This window comes from Bacillus sp. SIMBA_031, assembly GCF_046535225.1.
In the GTDB taxonomy this organism is placed as follows: domain Bacteria; phylum Bacillota; class Bacilli; order Bacillales; family Bacillaceae; genus Bacillus; species Bacillus velezensis.
This window is the reverse complement of sequence record NZ_JAWRXC010000001.1, coordinates 972,036-991,579: the sequence shown is the minus strand read 5'-3', so window position 1 is coordinate 991,579 and position 19,544 is coordinate 972,036. Positions and strand designations below refer to the sequence as shown.

The 19,544-nt window shown below is 45.3% G+C and carries 21 protein-coding genes; 4 read left to right on the top strand and 17 right to left on the bottom strand.

Annotation, left to right across the window (positions count from 1 at the left end):
* Window positions 1-56 precede the first annotated feature (56 nt).
* From SB724_RS04690 to SB724_RS04660, 7 genes are all read right to left on the bottom strand, one after another.
* Window positions 57-1,058 (bottom strand): substrate-binding domain-containing protein, encoded by a 1,002-nt coding sequence (locus SB724_RS04690; RefSeq protein WP_265971650.1) that lies wholly within the window; start codon window positions 1,056-1,058, stop codon window positions 57-59.
* 83 nt (window positions 1,059-1,141) lie between these two features.
* Window positions 1,142-1,978: an SDR family oxidoreductase gene (locus tag SB724_RS04685; RefSeq protein ID WP_410570232.1), complete on the bottom strand. Its 837-nt coding sequence runs from the start codon at window positions 1,976-1,978 to the stop codon at window positions 1,142-1,144.
* Window positions 1,975-3,051 carry a mannonate dehydratase gene (gene uxuA, locus SB724_RS04680; RefSeq protein WP_265971653.1) on the bottom strand — a complete coding sequence of 359 codons (1,077 nt, stop codon included), beginning with the start codon at window positions 3,049-3,051 and terminating at the stop codon, window positions 1,975-1,977. Before uxuA ends, SB724_RS04685 begins: the two co-directional genes overlap by 4 nt.
* Before the next feature lies 1 nt (window position 3,052).
* Window positions 3,053-3,688, bottom strand: a complete 636-nt coding sequence (locus tag SB724_RS04675) for a bifunctional 2-keto-4-hydroxyglutarate aldolase/2-keto-3-deoxy-6-phosphogluconate aldolase (protein ID WP_012117658.1) — start codon at window positions 3,686-3,688, stop codon at window positions 3,053-3,055.
* A gap of 13 nt (window positions 3,689-3,701) precedes the next feature.
* Window positions 3,702-4,721, bottom strand: a complete 1,020-nt coding sequence (locus SB724_RS04670) for a zinc-binding alcohol dehydrogenase family protein (RefSeq protein ID WP_410562028.1) — start codon at window positions 4,719-4,721, stop codon at window positions 3,702-3,704.
* Window positions 4,722-4,750: 29 nt separating this feature from the next.
* A complete protein-coding gene (locus tag SB724_RS04665; protein ID WP_410562031.1) occupies window positions 4,751-5,707 on the bottom strand; it encodes a sugar kinase in 957 nt (318 codons plus the stop codon).
* A gap of 202 nt (window positions 5,708-5,909) precedes the next feature.
* On the bottom strand, window positions 5,910-7,328 hold the full coding sequence (locus SB724_RS04660) for an alanine/glycine:cation symporter family protein (RefSeq protein WP_332275304.1): 1,419 nt from the start codon (window positions 7,326-7,328) through the stop codon (window positions 5,910-5,912).
* 376 nt (window positions 7,329-7,704) lie between these two features.
* On the opposite strand from SB724_RS04660, the gene SB724_RS04655 reads away from it, so the two are divergent.
* Both SB724_RS04655 and SB724_RS04650 read left to right on the top strand, forming a co-directional pair.
* Window positions 7,705-8,058, top strand: coding sequence for a hypothetical protein (locus tag SB724_RS04655; protein ID WP_003153956.1), 354 nt, complete (start codon window positions 7,705-7,707; stop codon window positions 8,056-8,058).
* Between the two features lie 24 nt (window positions 8,059-8,082).
* Window positions 8,083-8,208, top strand: a complete 126-nt coding sequence (locus SB724_RS04650; protein ID WP_007410313.1) for a hypothetical protein — start codon at window positions 8,083-8,085, stop codon at window positions 8,206-8,208.
* Between the two features lie 53 nt (window positions 8,209-8,261).
* Here SB724_RS04650 and parC read toward each other — a convergent pair whose 3' ends face one another.
* The 3 genes from parC to SB724_RS04635 form a co-directional block, all read right to left on the bottom strand.
* Complete coding sequence (parC, locus tag SB724_RS04645; RefSeq protein WP_410570229.1) at window positions 8,262-10,685, bottom strand: DNA topoisomerase IV subunit A; 2,424 nt, start codon at window positions 10,683-10,685, stop codon at window positions 8,262-8,264.
* Window positions 10,686-10,687: 2 nt separating this feature from the next.
* A complete protein-coding gene (gene parE / locus SB724_RS04640) occupies window positions 10,688-12,655 on the bottom strand; it encodes a DNA topoisomerase IV subunit B (protein WP_410570227.1) in 1,968 nt (655 codons plus the stop codon).
* A 423-nt stretch (window positions 12,656-13,078) separates the two neighbouring features.
* Complete coding sequence (locus SB724_RS04635) at window positions 13,079-13,486, bottom strand: CoA-binding protein (protein ID WP_007410316.1); 408 nt, start codon at window positions 13,484-13,486, stop codon at window positions 13,079-13,081.
* Between the two features lie 151 nt (window positions 13,487-13,637).
* Here SB724_RS04635 and plsY point away from each other — a divergent pair, with 151 nt between their 5' ends.
* Together plsY and SB724_RS04625 are read left to right on the top strand one after the other, a co-directional pair.
* Window positions 13,638-14,219: a glycerol-3-phosphate 1-O-acyltransferase PlsY gene (gene plsY / locus SB724_RS04630; RefSeq protein ID WP_007611761.1), complete on the top strand. Its 582-nt coding sequence runs from the start codon at window positions 13,638-13,640 to the stop codon at window positions 14,217-14,219.
* Window positions 14,220-14,307: 88 nt separating this feature from the next.
* Window positions 14,308-14,595, top strand: a complete 288-nt coding sequence (locus SB724_RS04625; protein ID WP_007410318.1) for a HesB/YadR/YfhF family protein — start codon at window positions 14,308-14,310, stop codon at window positions 14,593-14,595.
* 30 nt (window positions 14,596-14,625) lie between these two features.
* Here SB724_RS04625 and SB724_RS04620 read toward each other — a convergent pair whose 3' ends face one another.
* The 7 genes from SB724_RS04620 to acnA form a co-directional block, all read right to left on the bottom strand.
* Window positions 14,626-14,925: a hypothetical protein gene (locus SB724_RS04620; RefSeq protein WP_007410319.1), complete on the bottom strand. Its 300-nt coding sequence runs from the start codon at window positions 14,923-14,925 to the stop codon at window positions 14,626-14,628.
* 15 nt (window positions 14,926-14,940) lie between these two features.
* Complete coding sequence (locus tag SB724_RS04615; RefSeq protein WP_003153973.1) at window positions 14,941-15,357, bottom strand: YbgC/FadM family acyl-CoA thioesterase; 417 nt, start codon at window positions 15,355-15,357, stop codon at window positions 14,941-14,943.
* A gap of 86 nt (window positions 15,358-15,443) precedes the next feature.
* On the bottom strand, window positions 15,444-15,686 hold the full coding sequence (tlp, locus tag SB724_RS04610; protein ID WP_007410320.1) for a small acid-soluble spore protein Tlp: 243 nt from the start codon (window positions 15,684-15,686) through the stop codon (window positions 15,444-15,446).
* A 24-nt stretch (window positions 15,687-15,710) separates the two neighbouring features.
* Window positions 15,711-15,857, bottom strand: a complete 147-nt coding sequence (locus SB724_RS04605; RefSeq protein ID WP_003153977.1) for an acid-soluble spore protein N — start codon at window positions 15,855-15,857, stop codon at window positions 15,711-15,713.
* A gap of 63 nt (window positions 15,858-15,920) precedes the next feature.
* A complete protein-coding gene (locus tag SB724_RS04600) occupies window positions 15,921-16,046 on the bottom strand; it encodes an FbpB family small basic protein (protein WP_012117651.1) in 126 nt (41 codons plus the stop codon).
* Between the two features lie 78 nt (window positions 16,047-16,124).
* Complete coding sequence (locus SB724_RS04595) at window positions 16,125-16,634, bottom strand: TlpA family protein disulfide reductase (RefSeq protein ID WP_326157152.1); 510 nt, start codon at window positions 16,632-16,634, stop codon at window positions 16,125-16,127.
* A 61-nt stretch (window positions 16,635-16,695) separates the two neighbouring features.
* Entirely contained in the window at window positions 16,696-19,422 is a 2,727-nt protein-coding gene (gene acnA, locus SB724_RS04590) for an aconitate hydratase AcnA (RefSeq protein WP_017417878.1), read from the bottom strand.
* Window positions 19,423-19,544 lie beyond the last annotated feature (122 nt).

The following is a 19,544-nucleotide window of genomic DNA, read 5'->3' as shown; positions in this document are numbered from 1 at the left end:
CATAATATTCAGACATTTGAATTGCCGGAGTAAAACGGTTTATGCAATGAAACCGGTTATCCGGATTGTCTTGCGAGCAGCGCCGGTTTATAGCGGTGAATCCGTTTTTCACCGCCATCTTTTTCTTGTACCTGGCGAAGAAGAAGGCTTCCCGCTTTTCGCGCCATTTCTGCCGCAGGCTGAACGATCGTCGTAATCGGAGGAGTAAAAAAACCCGCAAAAGGAACTTCATCAATCCCGATGACGGCAGCCTTATCCGGAATTGTCATATCATGCTCCTTCATATACTTCAGCACCTCAACAAGAACGATATCGTTTGCCGCCAATATCGCTTTCGGAGGCTCCTCAAGTGAGAACAGCTCTGACAAAACATTGGAAATATCAGCCGCATCGGCTGTTTTGATATATTCGTTCCGCACCATCATTCCGTGGCGGTCAAGCGCCTTCTTATACCCTTCAATCCTTTCTACCCTCGGACTGATTTCCCGAATAATGGACGTCGTAATAATCGCGATTCTCTTAATGCCGCTTTCGATAAACCGGTCAACGGCAAGACCGGCTGCATGATGGTTATCAAGCATCACTGTCGGAATCCCGAGTTCTTCAATGGTTCTGTCCATAAACACGACCGGAAACGTATCGCGTTTCATCTTTTCATATAAAGAGAGATTTTCGCCCGTCGGAAAAATAATAATTCCGTCCACCTGCTTGGCCCTGAGCATTTCAATATATTTCTTTTCTTTTTCCGGTTCATCATCCGCATTGCAGACAATAATATGAAATCCTTGTTCATGAAAATAGTCTTCAACCGCCCTGATGACCTGAGTGGAAAAAGTGTGAAGAATATTAGCCACCACCACACCTACTGTAAATGTTGATTTCTGTTTTAAGCTGCGGGCGACGAAATTCGGCTGATAGTTCAGCTCTTGTATGGCCGCTTCTATTTTTTGTTTCGTTTTCTCGCTCATATAGTCATAGCGCTGATTTAAAAATTGAGATACGGTGCTTTTAGATACGTTTGCATATTTCGCCACATCAGAAATTGTAATGGTTTTCATAGACTCATCCCCGTCTGTCTTCATTTTTCACTAGTATAAGTCAGAAGTAAATGGTTTACAATCTGACAGGGACATGGATTCTGTCACACTCCGGAATAAGCCATAAAACCTCCGTCGACGGGAACGGTGACCCCGGTGACAAAGCCTGAGCATGAATCATCCGAAAGCCACAGAAGCGTTCCCAGAAGGTCTTCCGGTTTCCCGAAACGTTTCATCGGTGTATGTGCCATAATCTTATTGGATCGGTCTGTCAGACTTTCATCTTCCTGTAATAACAACTCACGGTTTTGCGCTGTCAAAAAGAAACCCGGAGCGATGGCATTCACCCGCAGCCCTTTTTTTGCGAAATGAACAGCCATCCACATCGTAAAATTCTGAACCGCCGCCTTGGCCGCGCTGTAGGCGGGCACCTTTGTCATCGGTGTATACGCACTCATAGAAGAAATATTAATAATCGCGGGACATTCCGCCTTCAAAAGGTCTTTTCCAAACACTTGCGATGCCAGAAATGCACCGGTAAAGTTGGTTGAAAATACGCTGGAAAACCCCGTTTCGTCCATATCAAAAAAGGATGTGCCCTGCTCATCCTCTTCATACGTCTCGCTGGCAGTGATCGCATCAGGGTGGTTTCCCCCGGCTCCGTTAATTAAAAGATTGACAGAACCGAACCGGCTGATAATCTCGTCTTTTGCCTTTTCGAGCGAATCACGGGCTGAAACATCAGCCGGTACAGAAACCGCGGTTCCTCCAGCGTCAGCAATCTCGCCCGCCGCACGCTCTGCTTTATCAGCATTCCGGCTGACGATCGCAATTTTCATCCCCTGCCGTGAAAGCTCCTTTGCCATTGCTGAACAGAGAACACCGCTCCCGCCTGTTATGACAGCGGTTCTTCCTGATAAACGTTCATGAATCGGTCTCATCTCTTCACCCCTTTCTCATGAAACGAGAACGCATCCCACAGTCCGTTCAAGTACATAATTCCTAAGGCACGATCATATAAACCATAACCCGGCCGGCATTGTTCGCCCCAGATATGACGGCCGTGATCAGGCCGTATATATCCTTTATAGCCTTGGCCGTGCAATTCTTTTACCACACCGGTAATATCAATGGACCCATCACTGGTAAGATGCGAAGTTTCCTTAAAATCACCGTTATCGCAGATTTTCACATTTCGTATATGGGCAAACGGCGCAGCTCCCGCATAGTGTTTGGCGATCTTAACCATATCATTGGCGGGATCCGCTCCCATCGAACCCGTGCATAACGTAATACAGTTGGCGGGTGAATCCGAAATCTCTCGCAGCTTTTCATAACTTTTCTCACCGGTGATAATACGGGGCAGGCCAAAAATTGACCAGGGCGGATCATCCGGATGAATGGCCATTTGAATGCCGTGTTCCTCTGCTACAGGAAGGATTTCATGTAAAAAGAACTCAAGATTGGCCCAAAGCTGTTTTTCACCGACCGTTTGATAGGCCTCAAACAGTTCCTTGATCCGGGCCATTTTCTCCGACTCCCACCCGGGAAGCGTCAAATCAGAAGATTCTTCAACCGTGCGGATCAGTTCCTCCGGAGGGAGACTTTCCACTTTCGATTTTTCAAAAAACAAAGCGGTTGACCCATCCTCCAGGGCGCGGAACATATCGGTACGCGTCCAGTCAAATATCGGCATGAAATTGTAACAGATGACTTTCACGCCGAATTCGGACAGATTGCGAATGGTCTGTTTATAGTGCTCAATATATTGTCCGCGTTCTTCATGACCGAGTTTAATGGCTTCATGAACATTCACGCTTTCCACGACCTCTGCATGAAACCCATAGGATTGAATGAATCTGACTTCCGCTTCAATGTCCTCCTTTTCCCATACATCGCCCGCGGGCTTCTGGTGAAGAGCCCAGACGATGCCTTTGACCCCGGGAATTTGTCTGACATGTTCAAGAGTCACCGTATCATTACCTTGGCCGTACCAGCGAAACGTGATATTCATGTTACACCCCTGTATATTCGTTTTTTCGGCAGACGTATTCTTTGCTGAGGGATACGGCAGCTTCATAGCCGCCCTTTTGATATGCTTTTGTCAAGTCGCTTCCCACACCGACCGCGACCGCTCCGGCAGAGAGCCAGTCATTCATGCTGTTTAATGAGATACCCCCGGTCGGCATAATGCGGACATTCGGCAGAGGGCCGTTGACCGACTTGATAAATGAAGGGTCAAACGAATTAGCGGGGAACAGCTTTACCACATCACATCCGGCTTCGAGCGCCAAAGCCATATCAGACACGCTCATGCATCCCGGAAGATACGGTACGCTGTACTGGTTGCATAGAGATGCTATCTCTTTTACAAAATGAGAGCTGACGATAAATGAGGCGCCTGATAAAATGGCGTGTCTCGCCGTTTCTGTATCCATTACAGAACCGGCTCCAAGAAGAATATCTTGATGCCGGAGTTCCTTAAAGACATCTTCCACTTCAGGAGTTGTGTATGTAAGCTCAATGGCGCTGATACCTCCTGAAATGGCCGCTTTTGAAACTTCAAGCGCCTCTTGACTGTTTTGTCCCCTTATGACAGCCACCACTTGTGCATGTAGAAGTTTTTCGTAAATGGCGTACTTAGGCAGCATTCTCGCTCCTCCTTTAATCAAACGTAATGATTGCTTTTCCCACCTTGCCCGGGTGCTGTTCGATCAACTGAAATGCTTGATGGACGTCATCTGCTGAAAATGTATGTGTAATAAGACCGCCGTGCGTTAACAGGCCTTTATTCAGTAAGTCTGTAATGTACGGAAACTGATTCGTCTGCAATCTTGAACCGGTTATCGTGACTTCCTTTTTTGTGATCGGAAGCTGAGAAATGCCGGCAGTCCTCTCATCAAAACCAAGCACAACCACATGACCGGCCGGAGACACCGCGTCAATGGACGTTTCAAACGTTGAGGGGAGACAGACGGCATCAATGACAACATTGGCGCCTTCATTTTCTGTCCATTCGTTCACTCGCAAAACGGGATCTTCTTTTTGCGCGTTGACGGTAACGTCCGCACCGTTTTTTTCAGCGAATGCCAAGCGTTCATCATTCAAGTCGGTTATCATGACTGAAGCGCCTTTGAACTTTGCCATTTTTAATATGCAGATTCCGATCGGTCCCGCTCCCTGAATCAAAACGGTATCTTCCTTCTCGACACGGCCTCTCCAAACGGCCTGGGCGCCGATCGTATATGGTTCTGCCATGACCGCTTCCTCCCAGGGCAGATCGGGGGAAACGGCATGCAGCTGCTTTTCCGGAACCACGATATATTCCCGCATCCCGCCATCTTCATGAACGCCGAACACCGAAAGCGCTTTGCAGACGTTCGGACGTCCTTTCCGGCAGGCATAGCATGTTCCGCAATAAGATATCGGTTCAACTACTACGCGGTCACCCGGCTTGAAACGCCGGACATGAGAACCGATCTTTGCGACTTCCCCTGTGACTTCATGTCCGATTACTCTCGGCAGGGACGCTAACGGATTTGTCCCATGATAAATATGCAAATCTGATCCGCAAATTCCGACCCGCTTCACCTTGACAAGAACATCATCCGCGCGGACAACAGACGGTTTCTCACATTCCGTCACCACCAGATCAAATGCTTTCCGTACTAGAACCGCTTTCATTTTCTCACCCGCTTTTTAAGTTGTGCTTGCTACCGTTCAATCACAGTCTCTTTGTTTACAAATGACAGAACCTCTTCAAGATAGGGGAGCCCTTCATTGTCACCGGAAACTGTGGTGACGAGCGCACCGACCGCATTGGCAAACTCCAGACGCTTTTCCGGTTCAAAACCATGCAGATAACTGTACAGGTAGCCGGCATTAAAGCCGTCACCCGCTCCTACCGTGTCAACAGGCGCAACCGGGAAAGCCTCTTTGTGAACCCACTTATGATCATGATACAGCGCAGAACCTGCTTCACCGTCTTTTATGACAAGCTGACTGATTGAATAGGTCTCTGCAAACCGGGCTAATGCTTCATTTTCCCCTGTGCCTGTCAGCAGTTTCATTTCCTCCCGGCCTGCCAGAAGAATATCAGTATGCGGAAAGATTTGATGAAATGCCGCACGCGCCTCCTCAATCGTCCACAGCTTCAGCCTGATATTCGGATCAAAAGATACGGGAATCTTTCTTGCTTTGGCGATGGAAAGCACCCTTTCAGCAATTTCAAGATTTTTCTTATCAAGCGCGAGGAACACACCGGTAAGATGAACGATGTGAATACCGTCAAACATATTCTCTGTTATATCTTCCGGTGCAAGAGTCAGAATTGGTGAATTGAAACGGTAATAAAACGTCTTGCCTGAACCGTCATTTCTGATCTCTTTGACATTTAAAGATGTAGGAAAGCCTTCAACATAGGAGACGTCAGTCACATCAATTCCTTCTCCTCTGGCAAACTGATAAATCACTCTGCCGAACTCATCCTTCCCCAGTCTGCTGACCCACTTTGAGTGCAGATTCAACCTGGCGCATGCAATCGCAAAATTCAGTTCAGCTCCTCCTGCTTTTCGTTCAAAATGGGTAACAAAACGCAAAGGCCCTGTGCTTGCGGGATTTAAGGTGATCATCGCATCACCGATCGTAAAAATGCCATAATCAGAAGCCACATCAATACTCCTTTCTTTTAAGACTAAATCGGTTTGGTAAACCGGTTTAGTAAAACTTTATATGAAAACCCTTACATATACAAGAGTAAAATACAATAAATTCAAAAAAATCTGTTTTCAGTAAAAATAACCTGGTTTTTCACATAAAAAAACCCCTCACAGCAAAATGTAAGGGGTTTTTGAAAATTATATGCATGTTTCCTTAGTTAGCAGTCTTATGTTCGGGGCTTGTACCTTCTTCTTCCGCCCATGTTTCAATATGCTTGAGCTCCGGGGTATTCTCCGCTTTGAATACAGGATCAAGACCTTTTTTGCGCTGAGCGGCATAATCCTTATAGATCTTGTAGGCTACATTACTCAGCAGTAAGATTGCCACTAAGTTAATGAGAGCCAAGAGTCCCATAAACAAGTTTGCCATGTCCCAGACGATCTGGAAGTCAGCCAAACATCCGTATACCACCATTACGACAACGAATACGCGATAAATATTAAGCCATGTTTTGCTTGTTTTAATAAATTCAATATTCGTTTCACCATAGTAATAGTTGCCGACAACTGAACTGAATGCGAATAAAAACATCGCAATCGCAATAAATGTCGATGCCCAGCCGCCGAGGTGGTGCTGCAGTGCGGCTTGCGTCACTTGGATGCCGTCGCCTTTAGGCGTAAAGCTGTACAATAAAATGATAAAGGCAGTCGATGTACAAACGATAAATGTATCAAAAAACACGCCGAGCGTCTGAATTAATCCCTGCTTAGCCGGATGCGTCACATGTGCAGCCGCTGCGGCATTCGGCGCGCTCCCCATACCCGCTTCGTTTGAAAACAGGCCGCGCTGCGCTCCGATAATAATGATGCTTCCTAAGCTTCCGCCGACGATCTGCTCAAGACCGAACGCATTTTTCACAATCGCAGCAAACAGCTCAGGTACCGCCGTAATATTTACAATCACGACATACAGCGCAAGCAGAATATACAGTCCCGCCATAACCGGAACGATTAATTGCGAGACGGAAACAACACGTTTCAGACCGCCGAATATAATGAAAGCCGTTAATACAGCTAAAATGATTGCGATAACTGTTTTATTCACATGGAATGCTTCGTCAAACGCGACAGAAATCGTATTTGACTGCACAGCGTTAAAGATAAGTCCGAAAGAAACGGTAATCAATACGGCGAATAAAATACCGAGCCAGCGGGCGCCCAGTCCCTTTGCCATGTAATATGCCGGACCGCCGCGGAATTCGTCACCGGAACGCACTTTATACAGCTGCGCCAAGGTGCTTTCCACAAAGCTGGAAGCCATACCGACAATCGCTACGATCCACATCCAAAATACTGCGCCGGGACCGCCTGTTGCAATCGCCAGCGCGACGCCGGTCAAGTTTCCGGTTCCGACACGAGAAGCGGCCGAGATAAAGAATGCCTGCATTGAAGACACTCCTTTATTTCCTTGCGGCTTCTCCCCGACAATTCTGAACATTTCAATAAAGTATTGGAATTGAATAAAGCGAAAACGGAACGTAAAGTACAATCCGATCCCGACTAAAATATAAACAAGATACTTCCAAATAAAATCATTTGGAACATTTATGATTTCACTGATGAAAGCCTCCATGTTTAACCTCCCTTTTACATATCTTTTACTGTCATTTTTGCTGCATATGTTAGATCTTTTAACATAACGAGTATTATTATATCACAACAACAGTGGTTGAGAAGTTTTTTTAAGAAAATGTTTCGGTTTCTTCATCACGTCTTTTGCTGTCATGCCCCGTTTTTTATCTTACAGCCCGAAAAATGTTGTCACGTCATAAGGAATGCGTGCATATCATAACAAATAGGTCTTTAAGAAAAAAGAGATGAAAAGATGGATGGAATGGTATATACTTAACCAGGATAATAATTTTTTAAATTTAATAAATATGTTTACTTTACATTTAAATTAGGGTATTATAATAAAAATATTCAGACTTATGAAGGGGGGAGAACATTTGAAAAAAATCTTGTTTTTAAAAGCTTCTATTTTATTTTTAGCGATTGCAAGCTTTCATTTGCTCTCCATTCCCCATGCGTTTGATACTGCTCATCATTTTAAAGCGGTAGCCGACCAGCAGGAAATGCACGAAATGAAGGCCGGCCAAAATGCTGATGATGAGAAAAAATCGCTGACGGGCTCATATATCTTGACGGCGCTTTTTGCCGCTTCTGTCTCACTGATCGTGATATCAGACAGGAGACGCCCCGCTTCCCGGAGAAGACAGCGAAAGAAAAGCTTTTTAATCGCTAAATTTTATCAGTCCTCGTATTTCGATGAGCTTCATGTTCAACATCGCCTATCTATGTAACATAAAATGAGGAGGTTGTTAAACATGTTGTTTATCTTACGAATGGTGATTTTAGGGTTGTTTTCATTCACCGCATTGAATTTATTTGTATGGCAGGGAATCGAAGTCATTCACGCTATCACTGACTTATTCGGCAACCATGAAAGCTAAATAGTAAAACCTCCGCTCAATGAGCGGAGGTTTTTTTTATTTTATTTTTACTCTTAAACATCAGACGCGGGGATACGCCATACATCTGTTACCGGCCCTGTCTCATCTTCATCGGTAAAGAAGGAACCGTTGCTGTATCGGTCATTCGCCCGCAAGGACTTCACGGCGATTTCGATTCTCTCGCCTTTTTCTGTTTCCGCAGCGATCATGTCGGCCAAAGCGCATGCGAATACGCCGACAACACGATGCGGGTTCTTTTTAAGCTCACGCAGCATGATGACACCGCGCTTCGCTCTGGATGTTTTTTCGAATTCAGATAGGTTCATCCGCTTGATTGCTCCCCGCTGTGTGACAAGGACAAGCGAATCTGTCTCATGCAGGATTTGTCCTGATACGACGGTATCACCGTCTTTTAAATTTATGCCCTTTACGCCGGCCGCACGGGCACCGACTACATTTACTTCATCTTCACCGAACCATAAACCGTACCCGAGGCGGGTGGCGATAAACAGCTGGCTGCCGCCGTCTGTGACATGAACATCAATCATCTCGTCGTCCCCTTTAAGGTTAAGGGCAACAAGCGCTTTCGAGTAACGCTGCGCTTTGTAATGCGTCATTTCAGTTCTTTTCACCATGCCGTTTTTCGTCATAAACAATAAATATGAAGATGGATCAAATTCTTTTACCGGTATAGCTTTCACGATGGTTTCATCACGGTCAATCGTGATGATGTTCGTTACGTGCTGCCCCATGTCTTTCCACCTGATATCAGGAAGCTGGTGAACCGGACAATAAACATAGCTTCCCTTATTGGTAAAGAGCAGGAGAACATCCGTTGTATTCATTTCAAATTGGTGAATCAGCCTGTCAGTATCCTTCATACCGAAATCCTGGCCGTTAGAAGCGGCAAATGACCGCTGGCTTGTTCGTTTTACATAGCCGTCTTTTGTGACTGTCACATATACGTCCTCAGAGGCAACCATGACTTCAAGATTGATTTTAATTTCCTCAATCTTTTCTTCAATGACAGACCGTCTGCTGTCAGCATAGGTCTTTTTCAATTTTTTCAGGCTGCTTGTAATGACTTTTAACAGCTTTTTATCATGACTTAAAATGGCTTCGAGCTCCTGAATTTTCTTACTGAGCTCTTCCGCTTCCTCTTTTAACGCCGTAATATCCGTGTTTGTCAGACGATACAGCTGCAAGGATACGATCGCTTCGGCCTGCGGCTCCGTAAATGCGAATTTAGACATTAAGTTTTGTTTCGCATCTTTCTTGTCGCTGCTTGCCCGGATGACGGCTATGACCTCATCTAACACAGACAGTGCCTTCATCAGTCCTTCAACGATATGGTGCCGCTCTTTTGCTTTTTGCAATTCAAAGACGGAGCGGTTTGTCACCACTTCCTTCTGATGGGAAATATACGCATCCAGGATGGCCGTAAGACTCATCAGCATCGGCCGGCGGTTATGTATGGCGACCATATTAAAGTTATATGTTGTCTGCAGATCAGTGTTTTTATATAAGAAATTCAGGATGCCTTTTGCATCGGCTTCTTTCTTTAACTCAACGACCACCCGAAGCCCCGTGCGGTCAGTTTCATCCCGGACTTCAGAAATACCTTCGACTTTTTTGTCTATGCGGTATTCGTCCATTTTCTTTACGAGATTGGCTTTGTTTACTTCAAACGGAATTTCTGTAATGACGATCTGCTCCCGTCCGCCTCTTACGGATTCCACTTCAGCCTTGCCGCGGATAATAATTTTGCCTTTACCGGTTTCATAAGCCTTCCGAATGCCGTCGACTCCTTGAATAATGCCTCCTGTCGGAAAGTCAGGCCCTTTAATCACCTGCATCAAGTCATCGACGGTGCAATCCGGAGATTCAATCCGTTTAATGACGGCATCAATGACCTCACCCAGATGATGAGGGGGAATATCAGTCGCATAGCCTGCCGAAATCCCGGTTGATCCGTTGACAAGCAAGTTAGGGAACATGGCGGGCAAAACAACCGGTTCTTTACTAGTGTCATCAAAGTTCGGAACGAATTCAACCGTATTTTTATCAATATCACGCAAAAGCTCTGACGCGATAGAAGATAATCTCGCTTCCGTATAACGCATGGCAGCCGGCGGATCACCGTCAATGCTTCCATTGTTGCCGTGCATCTCAATCAGCACATTCCGCACTTTCCAATCCTGGCTCATCCGCACCATCGCTTCGTAAACGGAACTGTCACCGTGCGGATGATAATTACCGATAACGTTTCCGACCGTTTTCGCCGCTTTACGGAAATTTTTATCGAATGTATTTCCGTCTGCGTGCATGGCGTATAAAATTCTCCGCTGCACCGGCTTTAAACCGTCACGAGCGTCGGGCAGCGCCCTGTCTTGAATAATGTATTTACTGTAGCGTCCGAAACGGTCGCCGATTACTTCTTCTAACGGTAAATCATGAAATAATTCTGGCTGTGCCACTATTAAACCTCCTCAGCGACCGACAAGTTTTCATTTTCTAAAATATTGCTTTCCTCATCTAATCCGAAGGCAACATTCTTTTCAATCCATTTTCTTCTCGGTTCTACTTTGTCTCCCATTAATGTCGTTACGCGGCGCTCTACCCGTGCCGCATCGTCGATCTTGACTCTGACGAGCGTTCGCGATTCGGGATTCATCGTCGTTTCCCAGAGCTGGTCTGCGTTCATTTCTCCCAGACCTTTATAGCGCTGGATGGTATACCCTTTGCCGACTTTCTTTAAAACGCCGTCCATTTCTTCGTCGGACCAAGCATATTCAATAATCTCTTTCTTACCGCTTCCTTTGCTCACTTTGTAAAGAGGCGGAAGGGCGATGAAGACTTTTCCGTGCTCGATTAAAGGTTTCATATAGCGGTAGAAAAACGTTAACAGCAAGACTTGAATGTGTGCGCCGTCGGTATCCGCGTCCGTCATGATGATGATCTTGTCATAGTTGATGTCGTCTATCTCAAAATCTGCGCCGACACCGCCGCCGATCGCATGAATAATCGTATTGATTTCTTCATTTTTGAAGATGTCTGCAAGCTTTGCTTTCTCTGTGTTGATGACCTTTCCGCGAAGGGGCAGCACGGCTTGGAATTTCCGGTCTCTTCCCTGTTTTGCAGAACCTCCCGCAGAGTCTCCCTCCACCAGATACAATTCATTCTTCGCCGGATTTCTGGAACCGGCCGGTGTGAGTTTTCCGCTCAGCGTCGCTTCTGATTTTTTGCGCTTTTTGCCGCTTCTCGCTTCTTCTCTCGCTTTACGGGCCGCTTCACGGGCCTGGCTTGCTTTAATCGCTTTTTTGACAAGCAGGGTCGCCGTATCGCGGTTTTCTTCCAAGAAATAAGCAAGATTCTCGGAAATGACGGCATCCGCGGCGGATCTCGCCTCACTTGTGCCAAGCTTCCCTTTCGTCTGGCCTTCAAATTGCAGCAGTTCCTCCGGGATACGCACGGAAATGATTGCGGACAAACCTTCCCTGATATCGGTGCCTTCAAGGTTCTTGTCTTTCTCTTTTAAAAGGGCGACCTTTCGCGCATACTCGTTAAACGCTCTTGTCATTGCCGTTTTGGCTCCTGATTCGTGGGTGCCGCCGTCCTTTGTTCTGACGTTATTAACGAATGACAGCATATTTTCTGAATACCCGTCATTAAACTGAAACGCGAAATCGACTTCAATGTCATGATGCTCGCCTTCAAAGGAAACCACTTCGCATAAAGCGTCTTTTTCCTCGTTTAAATAAGCGACAAATGCTTCAATTCCGTTCTCATAATAAAATACTTCTTGTACGCCGTTCCGTTCATCAATTAATTCTATTTTCAAACCTTTTAACAAGAAAGCCGATTCGCGCAGACGTTCTGACAGCGTGTCAAAATTATAAACCGTTGCGCTGAACATTGACGGATCAGGTTTAAAATGGGTAAGCGTTCCCGTTTTTTTGGTCGTTCCGATTTTTTCAAGTGAAGTCACGGGCTTGCCGCCGTTTTCAAACCGCTGTTTATAAACATATCCGTCACGCTCAATAGTAACTGTCAGCCACTCCGATAATGCGTTTACGACAGATGCGCCGACACCATGCAGACCGCCGCTTGTTTTATAGCCGCCCTGTCCGAATTTCCCCCCGGCATGCAGCACGGTGAAAATAACTTCCGGCGTCGGCTTTCCGAGCTTATGCATCCCGGTCGGCATTCCGCGTCCTCTGTCCTGTACAGAGATGCTGTTGTCCTTATGTATCGTTACGATAATATGATCTCCGTAGCCGGCAAGAACTTCATCGACGGAATTGTCGACGATCTCATATACCAGATGGTGCAGGCCGCGTGCGTCCGTCGAACCGATGTACATTCCCGGTCGTTTTCTGACGGCTTCCAGGCCTTCAAGCACCTGTATGGCATCTTCGTTGTAATCAAATTGCTGTTTTCTAGCCAAACGTACAAACCCCTTTCAAAAAACCTGCTCTTAATCATTCTCTTTTTTAAATGTTTTCATGTCTTTGTTTTTCAGTATGCGCAAGCTTCGGTCCAATTCTCCTCGGACTCACAATTATAACCAATATGCTTGATTTCGCAACATATTTAAGCGAATGGCTCGTTTTTTAGGCCGCAAGACATACATTCGAACGGCTTTTCATCTTTTTGGTGCCCTTTTCGGCGGATAGGAACATGAGTTCGCTTTCTATTATATAGCTTTATGCGGGCCATCGCAAACAGACTGTAAACCCCTGTATAAAGGGGTTTCTAAAAAAGCTGTTCATGCTTTATTGTATCTGTTTCATCATCATACGCAAAGAGTATTCTTTCAATAAAAAAGCAAAAACCCCTGATTCGCCAAGGATTTTTGCCTTTTTTGTTCCTATTTTATAACAGCGCGGGCGACTTTTATACATAAATCCATAACAGCCGTCCGTCCTTTGTCTGTAATCATGCGATACGCTTCTTCATTTGCAAGACCCTGCTGCGCCCAAAAAACGGGAGCGTCCGTCTGTAAAAATTCTTCAGCGACGCCGGGAAGCTGCTCAGAGCGTCTGAACACATTCACGATATCAATCGGTCCTTCCACGTCTTTTAATGAAGCGACGGCTTTAACGCCAAGCGCCTCATCAATCGTTGGATTGACGGGAATAATTTCATACCCTTCATCCTGCATCGCTTTGGAAACCATGTAAGAAGTCCGGTCGGGACGGTCTGACAGCCCGACGACTGCGATCCGTTTGCTCCGGTCCAGAATTTCTTTAATCTCTGACTTTGAAGGATTTTGCATCTTTACCATCTCCTTTTGATATATTGTACATGACCGCTTCGCCGGAATCAAAAAAAGCGCTTTGTCAGCTTAATTCTCAAAAAACTTGTCATCAGACGGTAACAACTCGTGTTAAAATAGAGTGAAGGGACATTGAAAAGGAGAAATGTAGATGTTGATTGCTTTATTGATTATTTTGGCCTATGTAATAGGCAGCATCCCGTCAGGTTTAATCGTAGGCAAACTTGCGAAAGGGATCGATATTAGAGAACACGGAAGCGGCAATTTGGGCGCTACAAATGCTTTTCGCACGCTTGGCGTTAAAGCGGGATCTGTCGTCGTCGCAGCCGATATTTTAAAAGGCACCCTGGCCGCGGCGCTCCCATATTTACTGCACGTCCCCATTCATCCTCTTCTCGCAGGGGTGGCAGCAGTAATCGGCCATGTATTCCCCGTGTTCGCAAAGTTTAAGGGAGGCAAAGCCGTAGCCACATCAGGGGGCGTCCTGCTGTTTTATGCTCCGCTGTTATTCGTTACGATGGTTGCAGTATTTTTCGTATTTTTATTCCTTACGAAATTTGTTTCTCTGTCTTCAATGTTAACAGGGATTTATACGATTATTTACTGTCTGTTTGTAAAAGACCCTTATTTATTAATCGTAGTGACGCTTTTGACCGCGTTTGTTATCTACAGACACAGGGCAAACATCAAACGGATTATAAACAAAACAGAACCGAAGATCAAATGGTTTTGATGAAACTTCAATTTTGACATCAAAATGCCATATGCGTTTATAATAGAGATAATTTCTTTATATGAGAAACAAAAAGGGAGTGTTCCGGATGAACATGAAAGTAACGAAAGGCGCGCTGGATTGGTACAAAGAAGAGCTCGATCTGGAAACAGGCGACCATGTCCGTTTCTTTGTCCGTTACGGGGGATGCAGCAACGTTCAGAAAGGCTTTTCTCTCGGCATTTTAAAAGACCGGCCGATGAACATCGGCACCAGCACGGAAGTTGAAGGCATTACCTTTTTTATTGAAGAAAGCGACTTATGGTACTTTGATAATCACGATTTGTCAGTCACATATTCAGATCAGGCGGAAGAGCCGGTATTTGATTATGTGTAAAAAAAGAACGCAGCGGATGCGTTCTTTTTTTTACAGCCTGAACCTTTTGAGATGATCAGTCAGATGTTCTTTTTCTAATATGCTTCTTTGCGTATCACCGAGCAGGTCAAAGTGGGGAAATTCATTTTTATGGTGAATCCACTCCGGCTTCAGCCCGTACTCCGCTCCCCATCTGATCAGTTTATTGAGATCGCTTGAACCGGCCTTCGTCACGGTCTTAGCCTCCGGAAAGCGGTCGTCCAGCCAGTAATGCGTTAAAAAAGCGATTTTCCCTTCCGATACATCCCGCTTCCACCTTTCCAGTTCCTTACGCGTAATTCCAAATGCCATAACTGCAGCCGCTCCTTATTTTTTTGCCTTTTCGTAAGCGGCATGCCAATCAGGAAAAGCCTTGCGAAACTGAATCGGTTTGAAGCTCTCTTTATCAACGCATATATGAGAGGATGTCGCTTTGATGGCAAGTTCTTGATCCGGATTATAGATGTGGTAGCCGTAAACGGTTTTAAATCCGTTATATTCTTCAATCCAAGTATGTACGACAGCCGTTTCTCCGTAGCGGAGCGGCTTTTTATAAGAAATGCTGATATCCAATACAGGGGACAGCACTCCTCTATCTTCCATATCCTTGTAAAGGAATCCGAGTTCCTTAATCAGCGCCGTTCTGCCGACCTCCATCCAGACTAAGTAATTGGCATGATAGACGATGCCCATTTGATCTGTTTCCGCATAACGCACTTCTATTTCTTTTTTTGACACATGCAACGTTCTCTGCTCCCTTATTATCAGATTAGCCCCATTTTATCATAACGAGCCGGAAAGAGAAAAAAACCAGGTTTCCCTGGTTTTTATTATGATTGATAGCCGTTTTCTCTTGCAGCCGATTCATCCTGGATTTCACTGCGGAAAGATTCAATGCTTTCATTGCGTCTGGCATTCTTCTCTTGAATGCGCTGTTTTTCCTCATCTGTCGCAAATTCCATTGATTCTTTGGCTTCTTCTATATTTTCAATTGTATTCTGCACCATATCCTGCAGCTTTTCAACGTTATCGGAGCGGTCATCCGGATTCGGTTTTTGATAATTGTTTGTCATAATGTCTGCTCTCCTTTGATGGTGTTATTCGCCTTTCGTCTGCATGACAATCGGATGTCCGTTTGACTTGTCATGAAACTTTTCCCCTTTGTTGCGTTTATATTTAACGGGTTTTGTCCCTAAGTGGCTCGGAGCGTATTGCGGCTGGCCGTCTTTCTTGTTTATGCCCATGTTCATCCCTCCTTAAGAGTATATTTTGCAAAAGGAGGTGCAAACATGACTGCAAATTAAAGGTTATTTTTGTTTGAACCGCTGCTCCAGCTTTTCTTCAAGCTGATTCAAATATTCCGTATTGGTCATCAGCTCACGTTTATTTTCCATAACCAATTCATGAAAAGAACGTTTTCGCATTTTTTTCAATCTTCTCACCTCCGTGTTTTCATTCATTTTTTCCAATTTTTCAAAACCTAAGCCCTTCACAATAAAAAAACTGAACCTCTATTTGAGATCCAGTTTTTCTTTCATTTCTTTTTTTGTCATCGTGCCTACGCGAATGTGCTGAATGGTTCCTTTTTCGTCTAATACGTATGTTGTCGGATAAGAAAGCACGTTGAAATCTCCGTTAATTCCGCTTTTGTCAATCAGAATAGGAAATGTCAGCTGATAATGATCAGCAAATGATTTCACAGCCTGTATATTTTTTTCAGAGGACGTAAAATTAACGGCTGCTACCGCAATATCAGGATATTCTTTCTGCAGCTCCTGCATATCGGGCATTTCCATTCGGCACGGCTTGCACCACGTCGCCCAGAAATTGAGGAGCACTTTTTTTCCTTTATAATCAGAAAGGGAGATACTTTTTCCTGACAATGTATCAAGTGTAAAGTCAGGGGCTTTCATCCCTTCTTCTGTCCCTTCTTTCGGACTTTTTTGTACAGAATAAATGTTCCAGCCCGCATACACTAACAACCCGATAAGTAACATTCCGCCCAGCCATTTCGCAAGCATCTCAAGGCCTCCCGCATAAAAAGAGAGAAAGCAGACTGCTTTCTCTCCTTTGTTCACTCTGCTACTGTTTCATTTTATCGCGAAGCACCATTTGTAAAATGCCGCCGTGGCGATAGTAATCAATTTCCACTTCACTGTCAAAACGGACAACAACTTCAAATGTTTTTACCGTACCGTCTTCACTGATTGCTCTGACAGTCAGCAAGTCACGCGGACGTACAGATTCATCAACATCCACCTCGATGACTTCCTTACCGGTTAAGCCGAGTGTATCCGCGTTTTCACCCTGTTTGAACTGGAGCGGCAGCACACCCATAAAGACGAGGTTGCTTCTGTGAATTCTTTCAAAGCTTTCGGCAATGACTGTTCTAATGCCGAGCAGGTTTGTTCCTTTTGCAGCCCAGTCACGTGAAGAGCCCATTCCGTAATCTTTTCCGGCCAGGACGACAAGGCCCGTTTTATCTTCTTTATACCGCATGCAGGCATCATAAATAGATGTCACTTTCCCGGTAGGCCAATGTGTTGTGTATCCGCCTTCTGTACCCGGTGCGATTTGGTTTTTAATGCGGATATTGGCGAATGTTCCTCTCATCATGACTTCATGGTTTCCGCGGCGTGAGCCGTAAGAGTTAAAGTCACGAGGAGAAACGCCTTTTTCCTGCAGGTATTTGCCCGCCGGTGTGTCTTTTCCGATCGCTCCGGCCGGAGAAATGTGGTCAGTCGTCACGGAATCGCCGAATTTGCCGACAACGCGAAGTCCTCTTAAAGGCTCAACTTTTCCCGGCTCTACAGACATTTCCTCAAAGAACGGCGGGTTTTGAATGTAAGTGGAATCCTGATCCCACTTGTACAGCGCTTCATCCGTCGTTTCGATTTCGTTCCAGCGTTGGTTGTCGTCAAATACCGTTTCATACTCTTTGCGGAATAATTCCGGCGTAACAGTCTGTTTGACGAGAGAATTGATTTCATCCATGGACGGCCAGATGTCATCGAAATAAACATTTTGTCCGTCATTTCCGACACCGATCGGATCCGTTTTCAGGTTGATATTCACAGTGCCTGCTAATGCGTATGCGACAACAAGCGGAGGTGACGCAAGGTAGTTTCCTTTGACAAGCGGATGGATCCGTCCTTCAAAGTTTCTGTTACCCGACAAGACAGAAGTGATCAAGAGATCATTTTTAGCAACCGCTTCTTCAATCTCTGGAGAAAGCGGGCCGGAGTTCCCGATACATGTTGTACAGCCATACCCTACGAGGTTAAAGCCGAGCTCCTTCATGTAAGGAAGCAGTCCTGAGTTGACTAAGTATCCAGTAACAACCTTAGACCCCGGTGCAAGTGATGTTTTAACATAATTCGGCACTTTCAAGCCTAATTCTACCGCTTTTTTGGCTACCAATCCGGCGCCGATTAATACATAAGGGTTTGATGTATTCGTACAGCTTGTAATAGCGGCGATTGCAATCGCCCCTGTTTTCATAACCGCATCTTCGCCGCTGTTAAGTTTAAATGAAATTTCTTTGTTCTCTTCTGCAGCATCCGCTCCGAATCCTTGGTTGCCGGCCGGGCTGACAAGATGTTTTTTAAACGTTTCCTGCATAACGGAAAGCGGGATTAAATCCTGCGGACGTTTCGGTCCTGAAAGGTTCGCTTCGATTTTTGACAGATCAATTTCCACAACGTCTGTAAAAATCGGCTCTTCCGCGTCAGGCGTATAGAATAAACCGTTGTTGCGGCAGTATGCTTCCACAATATCGATCTGCTCTTCTTCACGGCCGGTCAGACGCAGGTAAGAAAGTGCTTCCTCGTCAACCGGGAAGAATCCGCAAGTCGCTCCGTATTCCGGCGCCATATTGGCAATAGTCGCACGATCCGCAAGCGGAAGCTCAGCAACACCAGGACCGAAGAATTCAACAAATTTATTGACTACGCCTTTTTCGCGCAGCACTTGAGTGACTTTGAGCGCCAAGTCAGTCGCCGTCGTTCCGTTAGGCAATTTTCCGACAAGTTTCGCGCCGATGACCTCAGGAACAGGGAAATATGAAGGCTGGCCGAGCATTCCCGCTTCCGCCTCAATGCCGCCGACACCCCAGCCGAGGACGCCGATTCCGTTAATCATTGTTGTATGGGAATCTGTTCCCACCAGAGTATCAGGATATGTCACAAGTTCTCCGTCTTCCTCTTTCGTATGAACGACACTTGCCAAAAACTCAAGGTTCACCTGGTGAACGATACCTGTTGCAGGCGGAACGGCCTGATAATTGTTAAACGCTTTCTTTGCCCAGCTTAAAAATTTATAACGTTCTGCATTTCTTTCGAATTCTAAGTCCATATTAATGGCTAACGCGTCTTCCGTACCGGCTTTGTCGACTTGTACGGAGTGGTCAATGACCAGGTCAACCGGAATTTCAGGATTGATTTTATCAGGGTCTCCGCCGACAGAGGCCATGGCTTTTCTTAAAGATGCCAGGTCAACTACGGCCGGAACGCCGGTAAAGTCCTGTAGAATAACCCGTGACGGTTTAAACGGCACATCGATATCTTTTAATTCAGCAGTACCCCATCTTGCTAAATTTTCAACATGTTCTTTTGTAATGACACGTCCGTCTACCTGACGCAAAACAGATTCCAAAAGAACCTTAATAGAATAAGGAAGTTTTGAAACATTGCCGACCCCTGCGTCTTCCAATGCTTTTAATGAATAGTAGTTGTATGTTTTCCCATTTGAAGAAAATGTTTTTCTAGCTTGGAAAACGTCTTGTGTTGCGACTTTTTGCTGATTTGTCATTCTCCAAAATCCCCCTTCAATGATCAAGATCGTTCTTTAGATGAATGTTCACATTCCATCACAATTTTCTCACAATTTCATCTTAGTATAAAATCATACATAAGTAAATAACAATGTTTTTA

Excerpts from the sequence above, each read along its gene's own strand:
- SB724_RS04690 (WP_265971650.1), bottom strand. The coding sequence starts at position 1,058 with ATGAAAACCATTACAATTTCTGATGTGGCGAAATATGCAAACGTATCT.
- SB724_RS04685 (WP_410570232.1), bottom strand. The coding sequence starts at position 1,978 with ATGAGACCGATTCATGAACGTTTATCAGGAAGAACCGCTGTCATAACA.
- uxuA (WP_265971653.1), bottom strand. The coding sequence starts at position 3,051 with ATGAATATCACGTTTCGCTGGTACGGCCAAGGTAATGATACGGTGACT.
- SB724_RS04675 (WP_012117658.1), bottom strand. The coding sequence starts at position 3,688 with ATGCTGCCTAAGTACGCCATTTACGAAAAACTTCTACATGCACAAGTG.
- SB724_RS04670 (WP_410562028.1), bottom strand. The coding sequence starts at position 4,721 with ATGAAAGCGGTTCTAGTACGGAAAGCATTTGATCTGGTGGTGACGGAA.
- SB724_RS04660 (WP_332275304.1), bottom strand. The coding sequence starts at position 7,328 with ATGGAGGCTTTCATCAGTGAAATCATAAATGTTCCAAATGATTTTATT.
- SB724_RS04650 (WP_007410313.1), top strand. The coding sequence starts at position 8,083 with ATGTTGTTTATCTTACGAATGGTGATTTTAGGGTTGTTTTCATTCACC.
- SB724_RS04635 (WP_007410316.1), bottom strand. The coding sequence starts at position 13,486 with ATGCAAAATCCTTCAAAGTCAGAGATTAAAGAAATTCTGGACCGGAGC.
- plsY (WP_007611761.1), top strand. The coding sequence starts at position 13,638 with ATGTTGATTGCTTTATTGATTATTTTGGCCTATGTAATAGGCAGCATC.
- SB724_RS04625 (WP_007410318.1), top strand. The coding sequence starts at position 14,308 with ATGAACATGAAAGTAACGAAAGGCGCGCTGGATTGGTACAAAGAAGAG.
- SB724_RS04620 (WP_007410319.1), bottom strand. The coding sequence starts at position 14,925 with ATGGCATTTGGAATTACGCGTAAGGAACTGGAAAGGTGGAAGCGGGAT.
- tlp (WP_007410320.1), bottom strand. The coding sequence starts at position 15,686 with ATGACAAACAATTATCAAAAACCGAATCCGGATGACCGCTCCGATAAC.
- SB724_RS04605 (WP_003153977.1), bottom strand. The coding sequence starts at position 15,857 with ATGGGCATAAACAAGAAAGACGGCCAGCCGCAATACGCTCCGAGCCAC.
- SB724_RS04595 (WP_326157152.1), bottom strand. The coding sequence starts at position 16,634 with ATGCTTGCGAAATGGCTGGGCGGAATGTTACTTATCGGGTTGTTAGTG.
- acnA (WP_017417878.1), bottom strand. The coding sequence starts at position 19,422 with ATGACAAATCAGCAAAAAGTCGCAACACAAGACGTTTTCCAAGCTAGA.